General features: G+C 73.7%; 21 protein-coding genes. 13 read left to right on the plus strand and 8 right to left on the minus strand.

Annotation, left to right across the window (positions count from 1 at the left end; genetic code table 11):
* The first annotated feature begins 76 nt into the window (after positions 1 to 76).
* From aroB to nusB, 4 genes are all read left to right on the plus strand, one after another.
* Positions 77 to 1,153 (plus strand): 3-dehydroquinate synthase, encoded by a 1,077-nt coding sequence (gene aroB, locus NFX44_RS13465; protein ID WP_262283858.1) that lies wholly within the window; start codon positions 77 to 79, stop codon positions 1,151 to 1,153.
* A complete protein-coding gene (aroQ, locus tag NFX44_RS13470) occupies positions 1,150 to 1,581 on the plus strand; it encodes a type II 3-dehydroquinate dehydratase (RefSeq protein ID WP_262283859.1) in 432 nt (143 codons plus the stop codon). The genes aroB and aroQ overlap by 4 nt, the downstream gene beginning before the upstream one ends.
* 128 nt (positions 1,582 to 1,709) lie before the next feature.
* Positions 1,710 to 2,267 carry an elongation factor P gene (gene efp, locus NFX44_RS13475; RefSeq protein WP_151461581.1) on the plus strand — a complete coding sequence of 186 codons (558 nt, stop codon included), beginning with the start codon at positions 1,710 to 1,712 and terminating at the stop codon, positions 2,265 to 2,267.
* Positions 2,268 to 2,290: 23 nt separating this feature from the next.
* On the plus strand, positions 2,291 to 2,701 hold the full coding sequence (gene nusB, locus NFX44_RS13480) for a transcription antitermination factor NusB (RefSeq protein WP_210406048.1): 411 nt from the start codon (positions 2,291 to 2,293) through the stop codon (positions 2,699 to 2,701).
* 62 nt (positions 2,702 to 2,763) lie between these two features.
* Here the strand turns inward: nusB and NFX44_RS13485 are convergent, their stop codons facing one another.
* Positions 2,764 to 3,252 (minus strand): transcriptional regulator, encoded by a 489-nt coding sequence (locus NFX44_RS13485; RefSeq protein ID WP_013285505.1) that lies wholly within the window; start codon positions 3,250 to 3,252, stop codon positions 2,764 to 2,766.
* 285 nt (positions 3,253 to 3,537) lie between these two features.
* On the opposite strand from NFX44_RS13485, the gene pyrR reads away from it, so the two are divergent.
* Genes pyrR through carB form a run of 5 tightly spaced genes read left to right on the plus strand, consistent with a single transcriptional unit; the run spans position 3,538 to position 10,828 of the window.
* Positions 3,538 to 4,119: a bifunctional pyr operon transcriptional regulator/uracil phosphoribosyltransferase PyrR gene (gene pyrR, locus NFX44_RS13490; RefSeq protein WP_151461582.1), complete on the plus strand. Its 582-nt coding sequence runs from the start codon at positions 3,538 to 3,540 to the stop codon at positions 4,117 to 4,119.
* Positions 4,116 to 5,042 carry an aspartate carbamoyltransferase catalytic subunit gene (locus NFX44_RS13495; RefSeq protein WP_091309760.1) on the plus strand — a complete coding sequence of 309 codons (927 nt, stop codon included), beginning with the start codon at positions 4,116 to 4,118 and terminating at the stop codon, positions 5,040 to 5,042. Before pyrR ends, NFX44_RS13495 begins: the two co-directional genes overlap by 4 nt.
* Positions 5,039 to 6,316, plus strand: a complete 1,278-nt coding sequence (locus tag NFX44_RS13500) for a dihydroorotase (protein WP_262283860.1) — start codon at positions 5,039 to 5,041, stop codon at positions 6,314 to 6,316. Before NFX44_RS13495 ends, NFX44_RS13500 begins: the two co-directional genes overlap by 4 nt.
* Entirely contained in the window at positions 6,313 to 7,488 is a 1,176-nt protein-coding gene (gene carA / locus NFX44_RS13505; RefSeq protein ID WP_262283861.1) for a glutamine-hydrolyzing carbamoyl-phosphate synthase small subunit, read from the plus strand. Before NFX44_RS13500 ends, carA begins: the two co-directional genes overlap by 4 nt.
* On the plus strand, positions 7,481 to 10,828 hold the full coding sequence (gene carB, locus NFX44_RS13510) for a carbamoyl-phosphate synthase large subunit (protein WP_262283862.1): 3,348 nt from the start codon (positions 7,481 to 7,483) through the stop codon (positions 10,826 to 10,828). The genes carA and carB overlap by 8 nt, the downstream gene beginning before the upstream one ends.
* A gap of 126 nt (positions 10,829 to 10,954) precedes the next feature.
* Here the strand turns inward: carB and NFX44_RS13515 are convergent, their stop codons facing one another.
* Together NFX44_RS13515 and NFX44_RS13520 are read right to left on the minus strand one after the other, a co-directional pair.
* Positions 10,955 to 11,500 (minus strand): TIGR00730 family Rossman fold protein, encoded by a 546-nt coding sequence (locus tag NFX44_RS13515; RefSeq protein WP_262283863.1) that lies wholly within the window; start codon positions 11,498 to 11,500, stop codon positions 10,955 to 10,957.
* Positions 11,501 to 11,502: 2 nt separating this feature from the next.
* Positions 11,503 to 12,369, minus strand: coding sequence for a TIGR00730 family Rossman fold protein (locus NFX44_RS13520; protein WP_262283864.1), 867 nt, complete (start codon positions 12,367 to 12,369; stop codon positions 11,503 to 11,505).
* 156 nt (positions 12,370 to 12,525) lie between these two features.
* Between NFX44_RS13520 and NFX44_RS13525 the strand changes: the two genes are divergently transcribed.
* Positions 12,526 to 12,687: a hypothetical protein gene (locus NFX44_RS13525; RefSeq protein WP_262283865.1), complete on the plus strand. Its 162-nt coding sequence runs from the start codon at positions 12,526 to 12,528 to the stop codon at positions 12,685 to 12,687.
* A 49-nt stretch (positions 12,688 to 12,736) separates the two neighbouring features.
* Here NFX44_RS13525 and dapE read toward each other — a convergent pair whose 3' ends face one another.
* A complete protein-coding gene (dapE, locus tag NFX44_RS13530) occupies positions 12,737 to 13,810 on the minus strand; it encodes a succinyl-diaminopimelate desuccinylase (protein WP_262283866.1) in 1,074 nt (357 codons plus the stop codon).
* A gap of 24 nt (positions 13,811 to 13,834) precedes the next feature.
* Between dapE and dapD the strand changes: the two genes are divergently transcribed.
* The 3 genes from dapD (at position 13,835) to NFX44_RS13545 (ending at position 18,137) form a co-directional block, all read left to right on the plus strand.
* Positions 13,835 to 14,794, plus strand: coding sequence for a 2,3,4,5-tetrahydropyridine-2,6-dicarboxylate N-succinyltransferase (dapD, locus tag NFX44_RS13535; RefSeq protein ID WP_262283867.1), 960 nt, complete (start codon positions 13,835 to 13,837; stop codon positions 14,792 to 14,794).
* 103 nt (positions 14,795 to 14,897) lie between these two features.
* On the plus strand, positions 14,898 to 15,464 hold the full coding sequence (locus NFX44_RS13540) for a sugar O-acetyltransferase (RefSeq protein WP_315974591.1): 567 nt from the start codon (positions 14,898 to 14,900) through the stop codon (positions 15,462 to 15,464).
* A gap of 84 nt (positions 15,465 to 15,548) precedes the next feature.
* Positions 15,549 to 18,137, plus strand: a complete 2,589-nt coding sequence (locus NFX44_RS13545; protein WP_262283868.1) for a hypothetical protein — start codon at positions 15,549 to 15,551, stop codon at positions 18,135 to 18,137.
* On the opposite strand, the gene NFX44_RS13550 is transcribed toward NFX44_RS13545, so the two are convergent.
* From NFX44_RS13550 to NFX44_RS13565, 4 genes are all read right to left on the minus strand, one after another.
* Positions 18,114 to 18,761: a nucleoside/nucleotide kinase family protein gene (locus NFX44_RS13550; RefSeq protein ID WP_262283869.1), complete on the minus strand. Its 648-nt coding sequence runs from the start codon at positions 18,759 to 18,761 to the stop codon at positions 18,114 to 18,116. The genes NFX44_RS13545 and NFX44_RS13550 overlap by 24 nt on opposite strands.
* Positions 18,761 to 19,402, minus strand: coding sequence for an SIMPL domain-containing protein (locus tag NFX44_RS13555; protein ID WP_262283870.1), 642 nt, complete (start codon positions 19,400 to 19,402; stop codon positions 18,761 to 18,763). Before NFX44_RS13555 ends, NFX44_RS13550 begins: the two co-directional genes overlap by 1 nt.
* Before the next feature lie 5 nt (positions 19,403 to 19,407).
* Entirely contained in the window at positions 19,408 to 20,433 is a 1,026-nt protein-coding gene (locus tag NFX44_RS13560; protein ID WP_262283871.1) for a prephenate dehydrogenase/arogenate dehydrogenase family protein, read from the minus strand.
* 77 nt (positions 20,434 to 20,510) lie between these two features.
* Positions 20,511 to 21,479, minus strand: a complete 969-nt coding sequence (locus NFX44_RS13565; protein WP_262283872.1) for a DUF4034 domain-containing protein — start codon at positions 21,477 to 21,479, stop codon at positions 20,511 to 20,513.
* Between the last annotated feature and the right edge of the window lie 5 nt (positions 21,480 to 21,484).

A 21,484-nucleotide genomic window follows, 5' to 3' on the forward strand; every position in this document is an offset into this window, starting at 1 on the left:
ACGTCGGGGACGGCGGATCGGCCACGGAGTGGACAGTCGCCGCCCCGACGCCGCCGGCTCGACTAGGCTGCCCGCGATGGACGAGGTGACCCGGATCCCGGTCGGCGGCGACCGACCGTACGACGTGCTGGTGGGACGCGACCTGTTGGACCCGCCGCCCCGGCTGCTGCCCGACGCCGAGCGGGTGGCCTTCCTGCACGCGCCGCCGCTCAAAGGGCTGGCCGAGGAGCTGGCCGGGCGGGTGCGCGAAGGCGGGGTGACCCCGCTGCTCATCGAGGTGCCGGACGCCGAGGCGGGCAAGCACGTCGACGTGGCCGCGGCATGCTGGGACCGGCTCGGCGAGGCGGGCTTCACCCGCAGCGACGCGGTGGTCGGGGTGGGCGGCGGCGCGGTCACCGACCTGGCCGGGTTCGTGGCGGCCACCTGGCTGCGCGGGGTGCGCTGGGTGCCGGTGGCGACCTCCCTGCTCGGCATGGTCGACGCCGCCGTCGGCGGCAAGACGGGGATCAACACGGCGGCCGGCAAGAACCTGGTCGGCGCCTTCCACCCGCCGGCCGGGGTGATCTGCGACCTCGCGACGCTGGACAGCCTGCCGCCGGCCGACCTGGCCGCCGGGATGGCCGAGGTGGTCAAGTGCGGGTTCATCGCCGACCCGGTGATCCTCGACCTGGTGGAGCGGGACCGCGCCGCCGCGCTGGACCCGACCGGGCCGGTGACCCGCGAGCTGATCGAGCGGGCGGTGCGGGTCAAGGCGGACGTGGTCTCCGGTGACCTGCGCGAGTCCGGGGTGCGTGAGGTGCTCAACTACGGGCACACGCTGGCCCACGCGATCGAGAAGGTGGAGGGCTACCGCTGGCGGCACGGGCACGCCGTCGCCGTGGGCCTGGTCTACGCGGCCACCCTGGCGCGGCTGGCCGGGCGGCTGGACGCGGCCACCGCGGAGCGGCACCGGGCCGTGGTGGCGGCGCTCGGCCTGCCCACCGGCTACCGGGCCGACGCCTGGCCGGAGCTGCTGGCCGCCATGCGGGTGGACAAGAAGGCCCGGGGCAGCCGGCTGCGCTTCGTGGTGCTGGACGGCCTGGCCCGCCCGGCGATCCTGGAGGGGCCGCCGGACGAGCTGCTGGCGCGGGCGTACGAGGAGATCAGCTCGTGAGGGTCTACGTGCTCAACGGGCCGAACCTGGGCCGGCTCGGCACCCGCCAGGTCGAGGTCTACGGGGTCACCAGCTACGCCGACCTGGTGACCATGTGCGAGGAGACCGGCCGCGAGCTGGGGCTGGACGTGGTGGTCCGGCAGACCGACGCCGAGCACGAGCTGCTGGGCTGGCTGCACGCGGCCGCCGACGAGGGCGCGGCCGTGGTGCTCAACCCGGCCGCCTGGTCGCACTACTCGATCGCGGTCCGGGATGCCTGCGCCCTGCTGCGCGGCCCGCTGGTCGAGGTGCACATCTCCAACATCCACGCCCGCGAGGAGTTCCGGCACCATTCGGTGGTCTCCGCGGTGGCCACCGGGGTGATCTGCGGGCTGGGCGTGGACGGTTACCGGCTGGCCCTGCGCCACCTGGCGACCCGCGGCGCGTGACGTTCGGCACGTCGCCCGGGGGCGTCGCGCGGGGCGGCCGCCGGGGTGGCGCGCAGCGCGGCGGCCCCGGTTCGACACAGCTAGTAGACTTCGTGGGTCTGTCCGCCAATTGAAGATCAAGGCAGGAAATGGCCTCCACCAACGACCTCAAGAACGGCCTGGTTCTCAACCTCGACGGCGAGCTGTGGGCCGTCGTCGAGTTCCAGCACGTCAAGCCCGGTAAGGGCGGTGCGTTCGTGCGTACCACGCTGAAGAACGTGCTGTCCGGCAAGGTGGTCGACAAGACCTTCAACGCGGGCACCAAGGTCGAGACCGCCACCGTCGACAAGCGCACCATGCAGTACCTCTACGCCGACGGCGAGGACTACGTCTTCATGGACCTGGAGACGTTCGACCAGATCACCGTCCCCGGCGGCACCGTCGGCGAGGCGGCCAACTACCTCCTCCCGGAGGCCGAGGCCACCGTCGCCACCCACGAGGGCCTGCCGCTCTACATCGAGCTGCCGACCTCCGTCGTGCTCGAGATCACCTACACCGAGCCGGGTCTGCAGGGCGACCGGTCGACCGGCGGCAACAAGCCGGCGACCGTCGAGACCGGCGCCACCGTCCAGGTGCCGCTGTTCATCACCACCGGCGAGAAGATCAAGGTCGACACCCGCGACGGCCGTTACCTCGGCCGAGCCTGATGGCCGAGGGTCCCAAGCAGCAGATGCCGGCGCGCCGCAAGGCGCGCAAGCGGGCGCTGGACGTGCTCTTCGAGGCCGACCTGCGGGACCGGCCGCCCGTCGAGGTGCTCGCCGGCTACCTGGAGCGGATCGAGAAGCCCCGACCGGAGCACGTCGGTTACGCGGTCGGCCTGGTCGAGGGCGTGGCCGCGCACCTGGACCGGATCGACGAGGTGATCGCCAGCTACGCCGAGGGCTGGACGCTGGACCGGATGCCGGCGGTCGACCGCAACCTGGCCCGGATCGCGGTCTACGAGCTGCTCTACGTCGACGAGATCGACGACGCCGTGGCGATCAGCGAGGCCGTCGAGCTGGCCCGGCAGATGTCCACCGACGACTCGCCGCGCTTCCTCAACGGCATCCTCGGCCGCATCGCCGAGTACGCCACCCGCTGAGGCTTCGACAGGACAAGAAAAGGGCCCGCGCCGGACGGCGCGGGCCCTTCGTCGTGCTTGGGTCAGGACGCGAAGAACGCGCGGGGGTCGGCGACGAGCACACCGTGCTCGGTGAGCCGCTCGATCAGACCCGACGGCGAGGCGTCGTAGACGATCGCGAGGGCGCGCAGGTCGTCGGCGCGGATGGAGAGCACGCGGCCGTTGTAGTCGCCGCGCTGCTGCTGGATGGCGCGGGCGTACCGGGCGACGTAGGCCAGGTCCTCGGAGGCCTCGTCGTAGAGCCGCTCCAGATCCAGAACGATCTTGCTGGTGGGCTCGTGGCGCACCCCGCTGCCGTCGGGCAGCAGCTCCGAGACGGGAACTCGGTAGAAGTCGGCCAGCTCCGCCAGGCGGGACACGGTGACGGCGCGGTCGCCGCGCTCGTACGAGCCGACCACCACGGCCTTCCACCGCCCGTTCGACTTCTCCTCCACCCCCTGCAGGGACAGGCCCTGCTGCTGGCGGATGGAGCGCAGGCGGGCGCCCAGCGACTTGGCGTATTCAGAGGGCATTCGGACACTCCCAGTGCTGCTCGGGGTTCTCCCAGCTATCGCTACGGAGCGTGACGGTACGGGGATTGCGACACGCGGTCAAGTGTTCGTGACGACCCCGGTCGGCCCGGTGTGCGGGTTGTCCCCATTTCTCCACGCTGACCCGCTGGTCAGTCCCGGCGGCGGCCGACCCGGTGACCGCTGGTAACGTGGCACGAAGCCCCGGTCCGGGCCCGCCACGGCCTGCCGGAGCCAACCAGACGTCCTTTAACGACCCGTCCCGTGAGGCGGGGAAGGAGGTCCGCCGTGGCCTACCCACCGGCTGCCCACCCGTCGCCGCCGCGACAACCCTCGGTGAAGGTGATCCTCGCCGCGGCCGACGTGTCGCGGGTGGTCGACCGCATCGCACACCAGATCCTGGAGAAGACCCAGGGCGCCGCCGACACCGTGCTGCTCGGCATTCCCACCCGTGGGGTCCCGCTCGCGAAGCGGCTCGCCGCCCGGATCAGCACCTTCGAGGACGTGACCGTCCCGGTCGGGGTGCTCGACATCACGCTCTACCGCGACGACCTGCGCCGGCACGCCACCCGCGCGGTCGGCCCCACCGACCTGCCCCCGGGCGGGATCGACGGGCGACGGGTGATCCTCGTCGACGACGTGCTCTTCTCCGGCCGCACCGTGCGGGCCGCCCTCGACGCGCTCAGCGACGTCGGCCGCCCGGCGTCGGTGCAGCTCGCCGTCCTGGTCGACCGGGGGCACCGCCAACTGCCGATCCGCGCCGACTACGTCGGCAAGAACATCCCCACCGCGCTCGCCGAGAGCGTCAAGGTCACCCTGGCCGAGACGGACGGCGCGGACGAGGTCCGGCTGCACGGAGGCGCCTCATGATCCGTCATCTGCTCTCCGGTGCCGACCTGGACGCGGCCACCGCCACCGAGATCCTGGACACCGCGGCCGAGATGGCCACGGTGGCCGGCCGCGAGGTCAAGAAGCTGCCGGCGCTGCGCGGCCGGACCGTGGTCAACCTCTTCTACGAGGACTCCACCCGCACCCGGATCTCGTTCGAGGCGGCCGCCAAGCGGCTCAGCGCCGACGTGATCAACTTCTCCGCCAAGGGTTCCAGCGTGGCCAAGGGCGAGAGCCTGAAGGACACGGCGCTCACCCTCCAGGCCATGGGCGCCGACGCGGTCGTCGTCCGGCACCCCGCCTCCGGCGCCCCGCACCGGCTGGCCAACTGGGTGGACGGCTCGGTGGTCAACGCCGGCGACGGCACCCACGAGCACCCCACCCAGGCGCTGCTCGACGCCTACACGATGCGCTCCCGGCTGGGTCGCCTGGACGGCCTGCACGTGGCGATCGTCGGCGACGTGCTGCACTCCCGGGTGGCCCGCTCCAACGTGCTGCTGCTCTCCACCCTCGGCGCGAAGGTCACCCTGGTCGGCCCGCCCACCCTCATCCCGGTCGACATCTCTCCCGCGCTGGCCCCCGGCACCGATGTCTCCTACGACCTCGACACCGTTCTTCCCGGTGTGGACGTGGTGATGATGCTGCGGGTGCAGCGGGAGCGGATGAACGACTCCTACTTCCCCTCCGCCCGCGAGTACGCCCGCCGCTACGGGCTGGACGGGCCGCGGATGCGCCGGCTGCCCGAGCACGCGATCGTCATGCACCCCGGCCCGATGAACCGGGGGATGGAGATCACGCCCGAGGTGGCCGACTCGCCCCGCTCCACCATCGTCGAACAGGTCGCCAACGGGGTCTCCGTGCGGATGGCCGTCCTCTACCTGCTGCTCGGAGGGAACAACCGGTGACCGCGTACCTGATCCGGAACGTGAGTGTGGTCGGCGGCGCGCCGACCGACCTGCTGATCCGCGACGGCGTCGTGGCGGAGACCGGCGCCGGCCTCGCCGCGCCGGACGCCACGGTGCTCGACGCCACCGGCCTGGTGGCCCTGCCCGGCCTGGTCGACCTGCACACCCACCTGCGTGAGCCGGGCCGGGAGGACGCCGAGACCGTGGAGTCCGGCTCCCGGGCGGCGGCGCTGGGCGGCTACACGGCGGTGTGCGCCATGGCGAACACCTCGCCGGTGGCCGACACGGCCGGCGTCGTCGAGCAGGTCTGGCGGCTCGGCCGGGAGGCCGGGCTGGTCGACGTGCAGCCGATCGGCGCGGTCACCGTCGGCCTGGCCGGCGAGCGCCTGGCCGAGCTGGGCGCGATGGCCGACTCGGCGGCCCGGGTGCGGATCTTCTCCGACGACGGGCACTGCGTCGCCGACCCCAAGCTGATGCGCCGGGCCCTGGAGTACGTCAAGGCGTTCGACGGGGTGATCGCCCAGCACGCCGAGGAGCCGCGGCTCACCGAGGGCGCGCAGATGCACGAGGGCGAGGTCTCCACCCGGCTCGGGCTGACCGGCTGGCCGGCGGTCGCCGAGGAGGCCATCATCGCCCGGGACGTGCTGCTGGCCGAGCACGTCGGCAGCCGGCTGCACATCTGCCACGTGTCCACGGCGGGCAGCGTCGAGGTGCTGCGGCACGCCAAGGCGCGGGGGGTGAAGGTCACCGCCGAGGTGACCCCGCACCACCTGCTCCTCACCGACGAGAAGGCCACCACCTACGACCCGGTCTACAAGGTCAACCCGCCGCTGCGCACCGCCGCCGACGTCGCCGCGCTGCGGGCGGCCCTGGCCGAGGGCGTGATCGACATCGTCGCCACCGATCACGCGCCGCACGCCGTCGAGGACAAGGAGTGCGAGTGGGCGTACGCCCGGCCGGGCATGCTCGGCCTGGAGACGGCGCTCTCCATCGCGCTGGACGTGCTCGGGCCGCAGTGGGACCTCATCGCCGAGCGGATGTCCCGCGCACCGGCCCGGATCGCCGGGCTGGACGGGCACGGGCTCGACCCGGCCCCCGGCGTGCCGGCCAACCTGACCCTGGTCGACCCGGCCGCCCACCGCGTCGTCGAGCCGGCGGAACTGGCCAGTCGCAGTCGCAACACCCCGTACGCCCGCATGACGCTGCCGGGTCGCATCGTGGCGACCTTCCTGCGCGGCGAGCCGACGGTCCTGGACGGAAAGGCAGTTCGATGACCAAGCGGAGGCCCGCGATCCTCGTCCTGGAGGACGGGCGCACGTTCCACGGCGAGGCGTACGGCAGCGTCGGGGAGACCTTCGGTGAGGCGGTCTTCAACACCGGCATGACCGGCTACCAGGAGACCCTCACCGACCCCTCCTACCACCGGCAGGTCGTGGTGCAGACCGCGCCGCACATCGGCAACACCGGCGTCAACGGCGAGGACGACGAGTCCGGCCGGATCTGGGTGGCCGGCTACGTGGTGCGCGACCCGGCCCGGATCGGCTCCAACTGGCGGGCCACCGGCGGGTTGGAGGACCGGCTCGCCGCCGAGGGCGTGGTCGGCATCAGCGGCCTCGACACCCGGGCGCTCACCCGGCACCTGCGCGAGCGGGGCGCCATGCGGGTCGGCATCTCCAGCATCGGCGACGACCCGGCCGCCCTGCTCGACCGGGTCCGCCACGCGCCGCAGATGGTCGGCGCGGACCTGTCCGCCGAGGTGACCACCGCCCAGCCGTACGTGGTGCCGGCACAGGGCGAGCACCGCTTCACCGTCGCGGCCCTGGACCTGGGCATCAAGCGCAACGTGCCCCGCCGGCTCGCCACCCGCGGCGTCACCACCCACGTGCTGCCCGCCGGCTCCACGATCGAGGACCTGCTGGCCACCGGCGCGGACGCGGTCTTCTTCTCGCCCGGGCCGGGCGACCCGGCCACCGCCGACGGGCCGGTCGCCCTGGCGCGCGAGGTGCTCGGCCGGCGGATCCCGCTGTTCGGCATCTGCTTCGGCAGCCAGATCCTCGGCCGGGCGCTCGGCTTCGGCACCTACAAGCTCGGCTACGGCCACCGCGGCATCAACCAGCCGGTGCTCGACCGGGCCACCGGCAAGGTCGAGGTGACCAGCCACAACCACGGCTTCGCCGTCGAGGTGCCGGGCGCGGCGCACGGCGTGGTCGTCCCCGACCAGGTGATCGACACCGAGTTCGGCGGCGTCCAGGTCTCCCATGTCTGCCTCAATGACAACGTGGTCGAGGGGCTGCGGGCCAGGGACGTGCCCGCCTTCACCGTCCAGTACCACCCCGAGGCGGCGGCCGGCCCGCACGACGCGGACTACCTCTTCGACCGTTTCGCCGAGCTGATCGAGGGCCGCGGCCCCGACCGGAAGCAGAGTGAGGGGCGCACGGATGCCTAAGCGGACCGACCTCAAGCACGTCCTGGTGATCGGCTCCGGGCCGATCGTCATCGGCCAGGCCTGCGAGTTCGACTACTCCGGCACGCAGGCGTGCCGGGTGCTGCGCAGCGAGGGGATCCGGGTCAGCCTGGTCAACTCCAACCCGGCGACGATCATGACCGACCCGGAGTTCGCCGACGCCACCTACGTCGAGCCGATCACCCCGGAGTTCGTCGAGCTGGTCATCGCCAAGGAGCGCCCCGACGCGCTGCTGCCCACCCTGGGCGGGCAGACCGCGTTGAACACCGCGGTCGCCCTGCACGAGGCCGGCATCCTGGAGAAGTACGGCGTCGAGCTGATCGGCGCCAACATCGAGGCCATCAACCGGGGCGAGGACCGGCAGCTGTTCAAGGAGATCGTGGCCAAGGCCGGCGTACGCCTCGGCATGGACGACCCGTCGTCGCTGGTGCCCCGTTCCCGGGTCTGCCACACGATGGACGAGGTCCGCGAGACCGTCGGCGAGCTGGGCCTGCCGGTGGTGATCCGGCCGTCGTTCACCATGGGCGGGCTCGGCTCCGGCATGGCGCACACCGACGAGGACCTGACCCGCATCGCGGGGGCCGGCCTGGCCGCCAGCCCGGTGCACGAGGTGCTCATCGAGGAGAGCGTGCTCGGCTGGAAGGAGTACGAGCTCGAACTGATGCGCGACCGCCACGACAACGTGGTGGTGGTCTGCTCGATCGAGAACCTCGACCCGATGGGCGTGCACACCGGCGACAGCGTCACCGTGGCCCCGGCCATGACGCTCACCGACCGGGAGTACCAGCGCCTGCGTGACCTGGGCATCGCGGTGCTCCGCGAGGTCGGTGTCGACACCGGCGGCTGCAACATCCAGTTCGCGGTGAACCCGGCCGACGGCCGGATCGTCGTGATCGAGATGAACCCGCGGGTGTCCCGCTCCTCGGCCCTCGCGTCGAAGGCCACCGGCTTCCCGATCGCCAAGATCGCCGCGAAGCTGGCCATCGGCTACACCCTCGACGAGATCCCCAACGACATCACCCTGAAGACCCCGGCGGCGTTCGAGCCGACCCTGGACTACGTGGTGGTGAAGATCCCCCGGTTCGCGTTCGAGAAGTTCCCCGGCGCGGACCCGGAGCTGACCACCACCATGAAGTCGGTCGGCGAGGCGATGAGCCTCGGGCGCAACTTCACCGAGGCGCTGAACAAGGCGATGCGCTCGATGGAAACCAGATCATCGGGTTTCTGGACCACTCCGGACCCGGAGGGGGCCACCAGGGAGAACACCCTCGCCGCGCTGCGGATGCCGCACGACGGCCGGATCTACACGGTCGAGCGGGCGCTGCGACTGGGCGCGTCGATCGCCGAGGTGGCCGAGGCGTCCGGCGGGATCGACCCCTGGTTCCTGGACCAGATCGCCGCGCTCGTGGAGCTGCGGGCCGAGATCGTGGACGCCCCGGTGCTCGACGCCCACCTGCTGCGCCGGGCCAAGCGGGCCGGCCTCTCCGACCGGCAGCTCGCCGCGCTCCGCCCCGAGCTGGCGGCCGAGGACGGCGTCCGCACCCTGCGCCACCGGCTCGGGATCCGGCCGGTCTACAAGACGGTGGACACCTGCGCGGCCGAGTTCGAGGCGACCACGCCGTACCACTACTCCACGTACGACCAGGAGACCGAGGTCGGGCCCTCGGACCGGCCCAAGGTGCTCATCCTGGGCTCCGGGCCCAACCGGATCGGCCAGGGCATCGAGTTCGACTACTCCTGCGTGCACGCCGTGCAGGCGCTGCGGGCGGTCGGCTACGAGACCGTCATGGTCAACTGCAACCCGGAGACCGTCTCCACCGACTACGACACCGCCGACCGGCTCTACTTCGAGCCGCTCACCTTCGAGGACGTGCTGGAGGTCTGGCACGCCGAGGACTCGTCCGGCAAGGCGGCCGGCGGCCCCGGCGTGGTCGGGGTGATCGTGCAGCTCGGCGGGCAGACGCCGCTCGGGCTGGCCCGGCGGCTCAAGAGCGCCGGCGTGCCGATCGTCGGCACCTCCCCGGAGTCGATCCACCTGGCCGAGGAGCGCGGCGCGTTCGGCGCGGTGCTGTCCCGGGCCGGGCTGCGCGCCCCGGCGCACGGCATGGCCACGTCGTACGACGAGGCCAAGGCGATCGCCGACGAGATCGGGTACCCGGTGCTGGTCCGCCCGTCGTACGTGCTCGGCGGCCGGGGCATGGAGATCGTCTACGACGACGCCACCCTGCGCGACTACATCGGCCGGGCCACCGACATCTCGCCGGACCACCCGGTGCTGGTGGACCGCTTCCTCGACGACGCCATCGAGATCGACGTGGACGCCCTAGTCGACGCCGACGGCGCGGTCTACCTGGGCGGCGTGATGGAGCACATCGAGGAGGCCGGCATCCACTCCGGCGACTCCTCCTGCGCGCTGCCGCCGATCACCCTGGCCGGCTCGCACCTGGCGCAGGTGCGCCGCTACACCGAGGAGATCGCCCGCGGGGTCGGCGTGAAGGGCCTGCTCAACGTCCAGTACGCGCTCCAGGGCGACACGCTCTACGTGCTGGAGGCCAACCCGCGCGCCTCCCGGACGGTGCCGTTCGTCTCCAAGGCCACCGCGGTGCCGCTGGCCAAGGCGGCGGCCCGGATCGCGCTCGGCGCCACCATCGCCGAGCTGCGCGCCGAGGGGATGCTGCCGCCCACCGGGGACGGCGGGACGATGCCCGCCGACGCCCCGATCGCGGTCAAGGAGGCGGTGCTGCCGTTCAAGCGGTTCCGCACCCCGTCCGGCAAGGGCATCGACGTGCTGCTCGGCCCGGAGATGAAGTCCACCGGCGAGGTGATGGGCATCGACACCAACTTCGGGCACGCCTTCGCCAAGTCGCAGTCCGCCGCGTACGGGTCGCTGCCGACCGCCGGGAAGATCTTCGTCTCGGTGGCCAACCGGGACAAGCGCGGCATGATCTTCCCGATCAAGCGGCTGGCCGACCTGGGCTTCGAGATCGTGGCCACCACCGGCACGGCCGAGGTGCTGCGCCGGCACGGCATCGCCTGCGAGCAGATCCGCAAGCACTACGAGTCGGGCGAGGGCGAGGACGCCGTCTCGCTGATCCTCGGCGGCGACGTGGCGCTGGTGGTGAACACCCCGCAGGGCTCCGGCGCGAGCGCCCGCTCCGACGGCTACGAGATCCGCAGCGCCGCCGTGACGGCGGACATCCCCTGCGTCACCACGGTGCCCGGCGCGGCAGCGGCGGTGATGGGCATCGAGGCGCGGATCCGGGGCGACATGCGCGTCCGCCCCCTCCAGGAACTCCACGCCGCCCTCCGGGCCGGCGAGTGACAGCGGTGCCAACCGCGCAGCCAACCGCGTCGATCATGAGGTTGGCGGCACTTAGGGAGATCGACTTCGCCGTCAACCTCATGATCGACGGGGCGGGGCGGGGGCGGGGCGGGGGCGGGGGACGGGTCAGGTCAGGCGGGCGTCCAGGAGGTCCAGGGCCTGGGGGATCGTGTCGGCCACCAGCAGGAGGTCCAGGCCGGCGGGTTTGAGGAAGTGCTGTCTCGCCAGGGAGCGCAGCCAGTCGAGCAGGGGGCGGTAGAAGCCGTCGGCGTCGACCAGCACCATGGGCTTGGCGTGCATGGCCAGGGTGGCGGTGGTCCAGACCTCGAACAGCTCGTCCAGGGTGCCGAGCCCGCCGGGCAGGGCCACGAACGCGTCCGACTTGTCGATCATCAGGGTCTTGCGACTGGCCATCCCGTCGGTGACCAGCAGCTCGTCGGACGCCAGGTCGGCGACCTCCAGGTCGACCAGGGCCTGCGGGATGACGCCCAGGGTCCGGCCGCCGGCCGCCCGCGCCCCGTCGGCCACCGCGCCCATCATTCCCACGCACCCGCCGCCGCTGACCAGCGTGTGCCCGCGCCGGGCCAGCTCCGCGCCGGTCTTCGTGGCGAGGTCCAGCCAGCGGGCGTCGAGGGTACGCGAGGACGCGCAGAACACGCAGACGTTGGCCACGGTCAGCCCTGCTCCGCCGGCCCGTCGGAGGTGGCCTCGGCGGCGGCCTGCTGGTCGGCGCCGAGGCGGGCGACGGCCTCCTCGCGGACGGCCTCCTGCTCGGCCGAGAGCACCGCCTCGGCCTCCACGATGTGCCGGACCGCCTCGTTGACGTCGTCGGTGAGGCAGATCAGGTCCAGGTCGGTCGGGCCGATCTTGCCCTCGGCGGCCATGCTGCCCTGCAGCCAGTCGAGCAGGCCCCGCCAGTAGTCGACGCCCATCAGCACCACCGGGAAGCGGGTCACCTTGCCGGTCTGCACCAGGGTGAGCGCCTCGAAGAGCTCGTCCATGGTGCCGAAGCCGCCGGGCAGCACCACGAAGGCCTGGGCGTACTTGACGAACATGGTCTTGCGGGCGAAGAAGTAGCGGAAGTCGATGGCCAGGTCGACCCAGTCGTTGATGCCCTGCTCGAACGGCAGCTCGATGCCGAGCCCGACGGAGAGCCCGCCCGCCCCGCTGGCGCCCCGGTTGGCGGCCTCCATCACGCCCGGCCCACCGCCGGTGATCACCGCGTAGCCGGCCCGGGCCAGCGCGCCGCCCAGCTCCTCGGCCAGCCGGCACTCGGCGCTGTCCGGCTTGCTGCGGGCCGAGCCGAAGACGCTGACCGCGGGCGGCAGGTCGGCGAGGGTGTCGAAGCCCTCGACGAACTCGGACAGGATGCGCAGCGCCCGCCAGGCGTCCCTGGTCTTCCAGTCGCCCCGGCCCCGGGAGTCGAGCAGCCGCTGGTCGGCGGTGCTGGTCGGGATGGCCTGGTTGCGCAGGGTCACGGCGCCCCGGTGCCGCACCCCGCTCGGCCCGCGGCCGGGTGGCCGCCCGTTGCTCTGGCTCATGGGGCCACCGTAGTGGAGCCGGGGCGGCGCGGTGCGGAGGCGGGCGACGCGGAGAAATTCTTCGTGATCATGGGCAACTAAATGGCTCGCTCGTACGTCTTACTATTCACATACCGGGTATGCCCGGGCGACGCGCCTTCGGGGGAGGAGCCAGCGTTGATCAGCAACAGCGAGATGATCCGGATCCGCCGGCAGATGCAGCGGCGGATCCGTGACGTGGTGGCCGAGCGCCGCCGCGCCCGGATGATGGAAGCCCACCACACCGACCTCACCGGCGAGACCGCCGAGACGGACGCCCCGCTGACGACCACGCTCTGATGGTCCGGCCGGGGGCCCGCGTCGGTGACGCGGGCCCCCGGTCGCGTACTCAGGACGGGGCGAGCCAGCGGTGCAGCGTGGCCGCGCCGTCGCGGATCTTCGTCAGCTCGACGTGCTCGTCCTTGTGGTGGGCCAGGTTGGGGTCGCCGGGTCCGAAGTTCAGCGCCGGGATGCCCATGGCGGCGAACCGGGCCACGTCCGTCCAGCCCAACTTGCCGATTGGGGCCGCGCCGACCGCAGCCACGAACTCCTGCGCCGGCGGGTTGTCCAGGCCCGGGGCCGCGCCGGCCGCCGCGTCGGTGACCGTCAGGTCGAAGCCGGCGAAGACCTCGCGCAGGTGCTCCTCGGCCGCCGCCGGGTCACGGTCCGGGGCGTACCGGTAGTTGATCTCGATCTCGCAGCGGTCGGGGATGACGTTGCCCGCCACCCCGCCGGTGATCCGCACCGCGTTCAGGCCCTCGCGGAAGTCGCACCCCTCGATGGTGACGCGGCGCGCCTCGTACGCGGTCAGCCGCCGCAGCACCTCGCCGGCGCCGTGGATGGCGTTCACCCCGTGCCAGGACCGGGCCGCGTGGGCCCGCTCGCCGTGCGTGGTGACGATCGCCCGCATGGTGCCCTGGCAACCCGCCTCGACGATCCCGTACGTCGGCTCCAGCAGCAGCGCGAAGTCGGCCGTCAGCCACTCCGGGTGCGCCTGGGACACGAGGGTGAGGCCGTTGTACCTCGACTCGATCTCCTCGGCCTCGTAGAAGAAGTAGGTCACGTCGTAGCGCGGGTCGGGCAGGCTCACGGCCAGGTGCAGCGCGAAGGCCACGCCCGACTTCATGTCGGAGGTGCCGCAGCCGTACATCAGGTCGCCGCGCATGGTTGACGGGAAGTTGTCGTTGAGCGGCACGGTGTCCAGGTGGCCGGCGAGCACCACCCGGCGCGCCCGGCCCAGGTCGGTGCGCGCCATCACGGTGTTGGAGTGCCGGTAGGTGGTGAGGTGCGGCACGCCCCGCAGCACCTCCTCGACGCAGTCGGCGATCGCCTTCTCGTTGAGCGACACGGACTCGATGTCGACCAGCGCGCGGGTCAGCGCCACCGGATCGGCCAAGACCTCGGGGGTCAACGGGTTCTGCATGTCTCGCACGGTACCGTCAGCACCGTGACGACCGCACAGTCTGCCTGGGGCATCGGCCTGGCCACGATCACCGCTGACGACCAGGTCCTGGACACCTGGTATCCGACCGGCAAGCTGGGGCTCGGCGAGCTGCCGCTGGTCGCCGGTGAGGACGAGGCCGACGTGCTGGACCTGCCGCCCGGCGCGGTCGGCGAGCGGGCGCTGCCCGGCCTGCGCACGGTCCAGGTGGTCACGGTGATCGGCTCGCTGGACGATCCGATCAAGGAGGCCGCGGACGCGTACCTCCGGTTGCACCTGCTCTCCCACCGCCTGGTGCGGCCCAACGAGCTCAACCTCGACGGCATCTTCGGCAAGCTGGCCAACGTGGCGTGGACCTCGGCCGGGCCGTGCCCGCCGGAGCGGGTCGACGAGCTGCGGGTCATCGAGCGGGCCGCCGGCCGCCACCTGTCCGTGTACGGGGTGGACAAGTTCCCCCGGATGACCGACTACGTGGTCCCGGCCGGTGTGCGGATCGCCGACGCGGACCGGGTCCGGCTCGGGGCGCACCTGGCCGCCGGCACCACCGTGATGCACGAGGGCTTCGTCAACTTCAACGCCGGCACGCTGGGCACCTCCATGGTCGAGGGACGGATCGTGCAGGGCGTGGTGGTCGGCGACGGCTCGGACATCGGCGGGGGCGCCTCGATCATGGGCACCCTCTCCGGCGGCGGCACCGAGAAGGTGCGCATCGGCGAGCGCAGCCTGGTCGGCGCGAACGCGGGCGTGGGCATCACCCTGGGCGACGACTGCGTGGTGGAGGCCGGCTGCTACATCACCGCCGCCTCGAAGATCACCCTGCCGGACGGGCGGGTGGTCAAGGCCCGCGAGCTCTCCGGGGTGGACGGCCTGCTGTTCTGGCGCAACTCGGTGACCGGCGCGCTGGAGGCGAAGCCGCGCACCGGCCGGGGCATCGAGCTGAACGCGGCGCTGCACGCCAACGACTGAGCGACGGCGCGGGACAGGCCGGAAGGCCCCGCCCCGTCCGCCGTGGGGGTCTGTCCGAGGCAACCGGTCCCGCGGCCGCCACTCCGCGGGGCATGATCGCCCGGTGACCGCCATGAAGGACCGCATGCTCGCCGGCGAGCCGTACATCGCCGACGACCCGGAGATCACCGTCGATCTGGACCGGGCCGCCCGGCTCAACGAACGCTTCAACCGCAGCTCCGCCGACGACCCGGAGGGCCGTCTCGCCGCCCTCCGCGAGCTGCTCGGTACGGTCGGCGAGGGCGCCTGGGTGCGTCCGCCGCTCTACTGCGACTACGGCCACCACACCCACATCGGGCCGCGCAGCTTCGTCAACTTCAACGCGGTCTTCCTCGACGTCGCCCGGATCACCATCGGCGCCGACGTCCAGATCGGACCGAACGTGCAGCTCCTCACCGCCACCCACCCGGTCGAGCCGGCGGCCCGGCGGGCGAAGTGGGAGGCGGCCCAGCCGATCACCATCGGCGACAACGTCTGGCTCGGTGGCGGGGCCATCGTGTTGGCCGGGGTGACCATCGGGGACAACACCGTGGTCGGCGCGGGCGCGGTGGTGACTCGGGATCTACCCCCCAACGTGGTGGCCGTGGGTAACCCCGCTCGTCCGGTTCGGAGCCTCGAAGAGACCATCTGACCTGCTGAAACGATGCTTCGGCGGGGTGCGGATTCCGGCCCGAGGGTGCACTCTGGGTAATGACCGGTTCACCCAGGGGGCGTCATGGAACGGGTGCTCGAACTGCGCGTGCACGGGGTGTCGAACACCCCACCCGACCAACTGCTCGGGCTGCGCCCCGCCCCCGGCGGCGACGGCGCGCAGCCCGACCTGGTCGCCGGCGGCGCGGTCACCGGCTTCTACCGCGCCAGCACGGCCGGCCGGGACGACCCGATCACCGTCGAGGCGTACAGCTGGGGGCAGTTGACCTCCGGCGCGCGGACCCGGCGCGACGTCGAGCGGGCCCTGTGGACGCTGCTGCTCCCCTTCACCCTGGCCAACGTGGCGCTCTACGCCCGCACCGGCATCCCGCCGGACCCGGACCAGGAACGCTGGGCCAGCCGCTCCGGGATCACCGCCTGGCTCATCCGGCTGTTCTGCCTGAGCCTCACCGGCACCCTCGTGATCACGGCGACCGGGATCGGGGTGGACCTGATCGGCTGGCAGTGCGTCGGCCTGGACTGCCTCGGCCACCTCCCGGGCCCGATGGAGTTCCTCGGCAACGCCTGGTGGCGCCAGGACACCCGGGCGCTCGCCGCGGGCCTGCTGCTGCCGCTGCTCCTGCTGGCCGGGCTCGGCGGGGTCGCCTGGCGCACCTACCAGTACGAGGCCGAGATGCCCGCCGAGCCGCACCCCCGCCCCGCGGCGCGGCAGGACGGCCCGCCGGCCGACCCGCCGGACCGGCCGGAGCCGCTGGAGAACCCGCTCCAGGACCCGACCTTCTGGAACGGCGAGGGGCAGTTGCGCCGGGCCGCCGTGCTGCACCTGTGCACCGGGGCGGTGATCGCGGCGGCGGTCCCGGTGGCTGCGGTGCTCCTCATGGACCCGCCGCGCGGGCTGCGGGCCGCGGTCGCCTGGCCGACCGTCGGCCTGCTCGCGGCCGTGGTGGCGATCGCCGTGGTGGCGTTGGGCCGGCCCTGGCTGACCCGGCGGCAGGGCGCCACGCCGCTCGGCCGGTGGAGCGCGACCGTGGCGCTGCTCACCGGGCTGGGGCTGGCCGGGACGTTCACCCTGCTCCTGCTGCCCGACGGGCCCGCCGGCCGGCCGCTGTCCACGTACCGGCCGCCCATCGGGTGCGTCGCCGATCCGGGCATCGCGGGCTGCCGCACCGACCGGTCGCTGCCCGGCTACGACGCCGCGGTCGCCTGGCTCGCCACGTACCAGGCGCTGCTGCTGGTCACCATCGGCGCGGTGAACCGTTCCGGGCGGCGCGCCCTGTTCGGGCCGGTGGCCGGCGGCCTGCTGCTGCCGCTCGGGGTGGCCTGGACCGAGCGCGGCCTGCCCGGCCTCCCGGACGCGCCGGACGCCCTGAGCAGCTGGACGCTCGCCGGGCCGGCCATCGCGATCGCCGTGACCGGGCTGCTGCTGCCGCGGACCCGGCCGGCCGTGCCGGTGCAGCCGCTCGGCGCGCACACCGACCTCGCCTGGGGCGGGCGCGGCCCGGCGCTCATCGCCGGCTTCGGGTGGATGATGGCGGTCGCCTACTGCGCCGGTCTCCTCTACTGGGTCAGCGACCGGCTCGACAGCCGGGCCGACCCGAGCGGCCACAGCCGGGTGGTGCCCCCACTGGCGGTCTTCTGGGCCGGGCTGGCCTGCGTGGTCGCCCTGCTCGCCCTGCTCGCGATGCTGGTCCGGGCCGCCGTGCTGCTCCAGTCGCTGCGCCGGGCCGAGTACGCCGCCCTCACCGCCGACGGCGCCAACCTCTCCGCGCACGACCTGCGCCGCTGCCGCGACGTCAGCACGTTCCGGGCGCTGCACCGGCTGGTCGGCGAGCACGCGATCCGGCTGGTCGGCTGCTACGCGGCCGTCTCCGTGGTGCTGGTGACGCTCTGCTGCGCGGCCGCGCTCTCCCGCAGCCGGCCCAGCCCGCTCTCCCCCTCCGGATGGCCGGCCGCCATTCACTGGACGGCCAACCGGGGCGACACCATGCTCGGCTGGCTGCCCGTGGTGATGAGCGCGCTCGGGCTGCTGGTCTACCGAACGGACACGGTGCGCCGCTCGGTCGGCGTCATCTGGGACGTCGGCACCTTCTGGCCCCGCGCCGCACACCCGCTCGCCCCGCCCAGCTACGCCGAGCGTGCCGTGCCGGAACTCCAGACCCGGGTCGCCGGGCTGCTCGCGCTTCCCCCGCTGCACCCCGACCGGATGGACGGGGTGATCCTCTCCGGGCACAGCCAGGGCACCGTCATCTGCGCCGCCATGCTGCTGCAGCTGCCCCGCCGGTGGCGACGGCGGACCTGGTTCTTCTCCTACGGGTGCCAGCTCACCCGCCTCTACGGCCGGGTCTTCCCCGCGTACTTCGGCCCCGAGCGGCTGCGCACCCTGGCCCGGGCGCTCACCTGGCCCGGCGGACACGTCTCGTGGACCAACTTCTGGCGCGACACCGATCCGCTGGGCTGGCCGGTCACCGCCGGGGAACGGGACGTGCCGGTGGTCGACCCGGAGGCCCTGCACCCCGCCGGGGGCGAGGTGGCCGACCCGCCCATCCGCAACCACAGCGGCTATCCGGAGGCGGCCGAGTTCACCCGGGAGCGGGCCGTGGTGGCGCGGCTGCTGCGCCGGGCCGTGCCGTCACCCCGGCAGGGGGTCGGCTAGCCGGACCACCAGGTCGGCGTGTTCGGCGGTGCCGGCGACGAGCCGGGCGTTGGCCTCGTCGCTGCCGAGCGCCCAGGCGCGGGCCTGCTCCGGCGTCTTCCCGTACGCCTCGTGCCGGGCGGTGAGCCGGCGCAGCCGCAGCTCGGCGTCGAGGTCGAGGAACCAGACCTGGTGCAGCAGCGTGCGGACCTCCTCCCACGGCTCTTCACGCACCAGCAGGTAGTTGCCCTCGGTCACCACGAGTCGCACCTCGGGCGGCACCTCGATCGCTCCGGCGACCGGCTCCTCCAGGTCGCGCCGGAACGCCGGCGCCCACACCGAGGTCGGCTCCAGCCGGCGCAGGCGGCGCAGGGTGGAGACGAACCCGTTGGCGTCGAACGTGTCCGGCGCGCCCTTGCGCGCGTCCCGGCCCAGCCGGGTCAGCTCCGACTGGGCCAGGTGGAAGCCGTCCATGGGCACCAGCCGGGCGGTCGGACCCACCTCGGCGACGATCCGCTCGGCCAGCGTGGACTTGCCCGCTCCCGGCGCGCCGGCGATGCCGAGCAGCTGCCGCGGGCCGTCCCCGGCGAGGGCCCGGGCCCGGGCCAGCAGCTCGCCGAGCGGCAGCACCTGCGCGGGGGCCATCAGCCGAGCACCGGTTCGCTGATGGTGAACCGGGCCTCGACCGCCGCCTGCACCGGCTGCGGCTGCGGATCCAGCTCCAGCTCGGGGGCGGCCTCCCCGGCCCGGCCGAAGCCCGCCTTCGCCATCATCGCCGGGGCGGCGGCCAGGCCGGTGTCGGCCAGCTCCAACAGGGCGGTCACCCGGGCGCCGAGCGCCTCGGCGTATTCCCGGGCGCGGGCCAGGGCGTCGGCGATCGCCGCGTGCCGGGCCTCCCGGTACGCCGGGCTGTCCGGCCGCAGCGACCACCACGGACCGGCCACCTCGACCTGCTCCTGGTCGGCCAGGCGCAGCATCAGCTCGCCGAGCGCGGTGAAGTCGACGACGGTGACCGTGGTGGTCACGCTGCCGTGGTAGGCCACCACCCGCTCACCCGAGCGCTTCGTCTCCGGCCAGACCCGGAGCTGGCCGGTCTCCCGCCGGTCCACGGCGGGCTCGGCCGCGTCGAGCAGCACCCGCACGGCGGCGGTCCGCTCGGCCAACCGGGCCAGCGTGGTCTCCCGGTCGCGGTCCCGCGCGGTCGCGGTCACGGAGAACCGGGCCAGCTCGGGGGCCACCTCCCGGTACGCCTCGCCGCGTACCGCCACGACCGGTGCGTCCGCCATGCGGCTCAGCCTAGTGGCGGGGTGGCCGGAAGGTGACCCGTGTAGGTGACCCCGCCCGCCGCCACCCGGCAGCCGGTCAGGTGGCCGCCGGCCGCGCCCAGCTCCCGCAGGTAGGCCAGCTCGCCGGCGTGGTCGGCGGCGGCCGGGAACTCGCGCCGGTGGGCGGTGAACGCGCGGCCGCGCAGGGCCGCGCGGGCGGTGCGGCCCTCGGCGAGCCGGCCGGCCAGCTTTCCGGGGTCGCCGGCCCGCAGCGCCTCGGCCAGCTCGTCGAGGTAGGCCCGGACCGCGTCCAGCTCGGCCAGCACACGCTCCCGGTTACCGAGCAGCATGTTCGCGGTCCGCTCGGGCGGCCCGCCGGCCACCCGGGTGCCGTCGGAGAAGCTGCCGGCGGCGAGCGCGAGCACCGCGTCGCGCAGCGCCGAGCGCTGCACCGTGCCGGCCAGCGCGCCGGCGAGCAGGTGGGGCAGGTGGGAGGCGAGCGCGGCGGCGCTGTCGTGCTCCGGGGCGGACATCGGCACCACCCGGGCGTGGAAGACGTCGATGAGCAGCGCGGCGAGCGACCGGAACGCGGGCATCCCGGTCGGGCCAGGGCAGAGCACCCAGGCGGCCCCGTCGAGCAGCGCCGGGCTGGCCGCGTCGAGGCCGGCCCGGTCGGCGCCGGCCATCGGGTGGCCGGGCACGAACCGGTGCCCGAGCCCCTGCGCGACGGCGGCCGTGGCCACCTCGGCCTTGGTGCTGCCCACGTCGGTGAGCACGCACCGGTCGTCGGTGGCCGCGGCCACCGACGCCACCGTCGCGGGCAGGGTGGGCAGCGGGCCGCACAGGAACACGACGTCCCGGCCGGCGACCGCCTCCTCGACCGTGTCGGGCGCGGCGACGCCCTGCTCGCGGACCCGCCGCCGGGTCGCCGGGTCGGGGTCCCAGCCGGCCACGTCGAGCCCGGCGTCGCGCAGCCGGAGCAGCACCGACCCCCCGATCAGGCCGGTGCCGACCACCGCCGCGCGCGCCTGCCCGCCGGCCCCGCCCACCATCGGCCCACCTCGGCGTTCCGTAGTCCGGAGCCGGCCCCGGCCCCGCTGGAAGTCCCGCCGAGGATACCGCCCGCGGCTCAGGCCTGGCGTTCCGTCACCGTCCGCCGCCACCGGGCGTACGCCCGGCCCGGGTCGCCGAAGTACGTCCACGGCAGCTCGGTCACCAGGTCGCCGAGCGCCTGGAAGCGCTCCGCGGCGGCGTCGTGGTCGCCGCCCACGGCGAAGCACATCGCGAAGTTGTTGTGCGGCTGCGGCCAGCCCGGGTAGTGGCCGTGCTCCGGATGGCGCACCGACTGGTCGGCCGCGGCGCGCAGCTCGGCGAGCACCCCGGGGTCGCGGAGGTGGGCGTCGTCCTCCCCGGAGGGCAGCTTCAGCCACATCTCCAGGTGGGCCGCCGCGACCAGGTGGGCCAGGCCGCTGGCGGCCGGCGCCTTGGCCGCCGCGGACCGGGCGAAGTCGAACATCTCCTCGTCGCTGCCGAACCACTTGGCGCACCGGTACTGGAGCATCTGGACATGGGCCAGCCGGTGCCACGGGTGCCGGGCGACCACGTCGGCGAAGCGCCGCGCCGCCTCCTCCCGGTCCACCTGGCGGCCCCGCGCCGAGGTGACCAGGAAGGCCCGGGCGGTGGTGTCGTCGGGGTCCCGCGCGGCCACCTCGTCCAGCAGGTTCTCGGCGAAGGTCAGCCGCTTGCGGAACTCGCGGAACTGCTCCTGGCTGGTCAGCGAGGAGGAGGCCCCGCCCCGGGCCTCCCAGGCCCAGTGCACGGCGTGGGTGCCCCGGACCAGCAGCGGAAGGGTGGCGCGCGGCTCGGCGTCGGCCCACTCGCCGATCCACTCCTGCACACCCGGCACCCGGCCGGCGGCGGAGAGGCAGAACGCCTGGTGGTCGGGGTCGGTGACGGTGACCAGCACGTCCCGGGCGGTCCGCCAGTCCCGCCGGGCCAGCGCCTCGGAGAGCGCCGCGGCGGCCGGGTCACCCATCGTCGGGTCGACCGGCAGCCCGGGTCCACTCTGCTGCTTCGTCCTCCGCCGGAACGGCCACATGTCCT

The organism is Micromonospora sp. MA102, from assembly GCF_025460765.1.
Taxonomy (GTDB): domain Bacteria; phylum Actinomycetota; class Actinomycetes; order Mycobacteriales; family Micromonosporaceae; genus Micromonospora; species Micromonospora halotolerans.

What these genes read in the sequence shown, in the direction of transcription:
- aroB (WP_262283858.1), top strand. Translation starts at nt 77, where the DNA reads ATGGACGAGGTGACCCGGATCCCGGTCGGCGGCGACCGACCGTACGAC.
- efp (WP_151461581.1), top strand. Translation starts at nt 1,710, where the DNA reads ATGGCCTCCACCAACGACCTCAAGAACGGCCTGGTTCTCAACCTCGAC.
- nusB (WP_210406048.1), top strand. Translation starts at nt 2,291, where the DNA reads ATGCCGGCGCGCCGCAAGGCGCGCAAGCGGGCGCTGGACGTGCTCTTC.
- NFX44_RS13485 (WP_013285505.1), bottom strand. Translation starts at nt 3,252, where the DNA reads ATGCCCTCTGAATACGCCAAGTCGCTGGGCGCCCGCCTGCGCTCCATC.
- NFX44_RS13495 (WP_091309760.1), top strand. Translation starts at nt 4,116, where the DNA reads ATGATCCGTCATCTGCTCTCCGGTGCCGACCTGGACGCGGCCACCGCC.
- carA (WP_262283861.1), top strand. Translation starts at nt 6,313, where the DNA reads ATGACCAAGCGGAGGCCCGCGATCCTCGTCCTGGAGGACGGGCGCACG.
- carB (WP_262283862.1), top strand. Translation starts at nt 7,481, where the DNA reads ATGCCTAAGCGGACCGACCTCAAGCACGTCCTGGTGATCGGCTCCGGG.
- NFX44_RS13520 (WP_262283864.1), bottom strand. Translation starts at nt 12,369, where the DNA reads ATGAGCCAGAGCAACGGGCGGCCACCCGGCCGCGGGCCGAGCGGGGTG.
- dapE (WP_262283866.1), bottom strand. Translation starts at nt 13,810, where the DNA reads ATGCAGAACCCGTTGACCCCCGAGGTCTTGGCCGATCCGGTGGCGCTG.
- NFX44_RS13545 (WP_262283868.1), top strand. Translation starts at nt 15,549, where the DNA reads ATGGAACGGGTGCTCGAACTGCGCGTGCACGGGGTGTCGAACACCCCA.
- NFX44_RS13550 (WP_262283869.1), bottom strand. Translation starts at nt 18,761, where the DNA reads ATGGCCCCCGCGCAGGTGCTGCCGCTCGGCGAGCTGCTGGCCCGGGCC.
- NFX44_RS13555 (WP_262283870.1), bottom strand. Translation starts at nt 19,402, where the DNA reads ATGGCGGACGCACCGGTCGTGGCGGTACGCGGCGAGGCGTACCGGGAG.
- NFX44_RS13560 (WP_262283871.1), bottom strand. Translation starts at nt 20,433, where the DNA reads ATGGTGGGCGGGGCCGGCGGGCAGGCGCGCGCGGCGGTGGTCGGCACC.
- NFX44_RS13565 (WP_262283872.1), bottom strand. Translation starts at nt 21,479, where the DNA reads ATGTGGCCGTTCCGGCGGAGGACGAAGCAGCAGAGTGGACCCGGGCTG.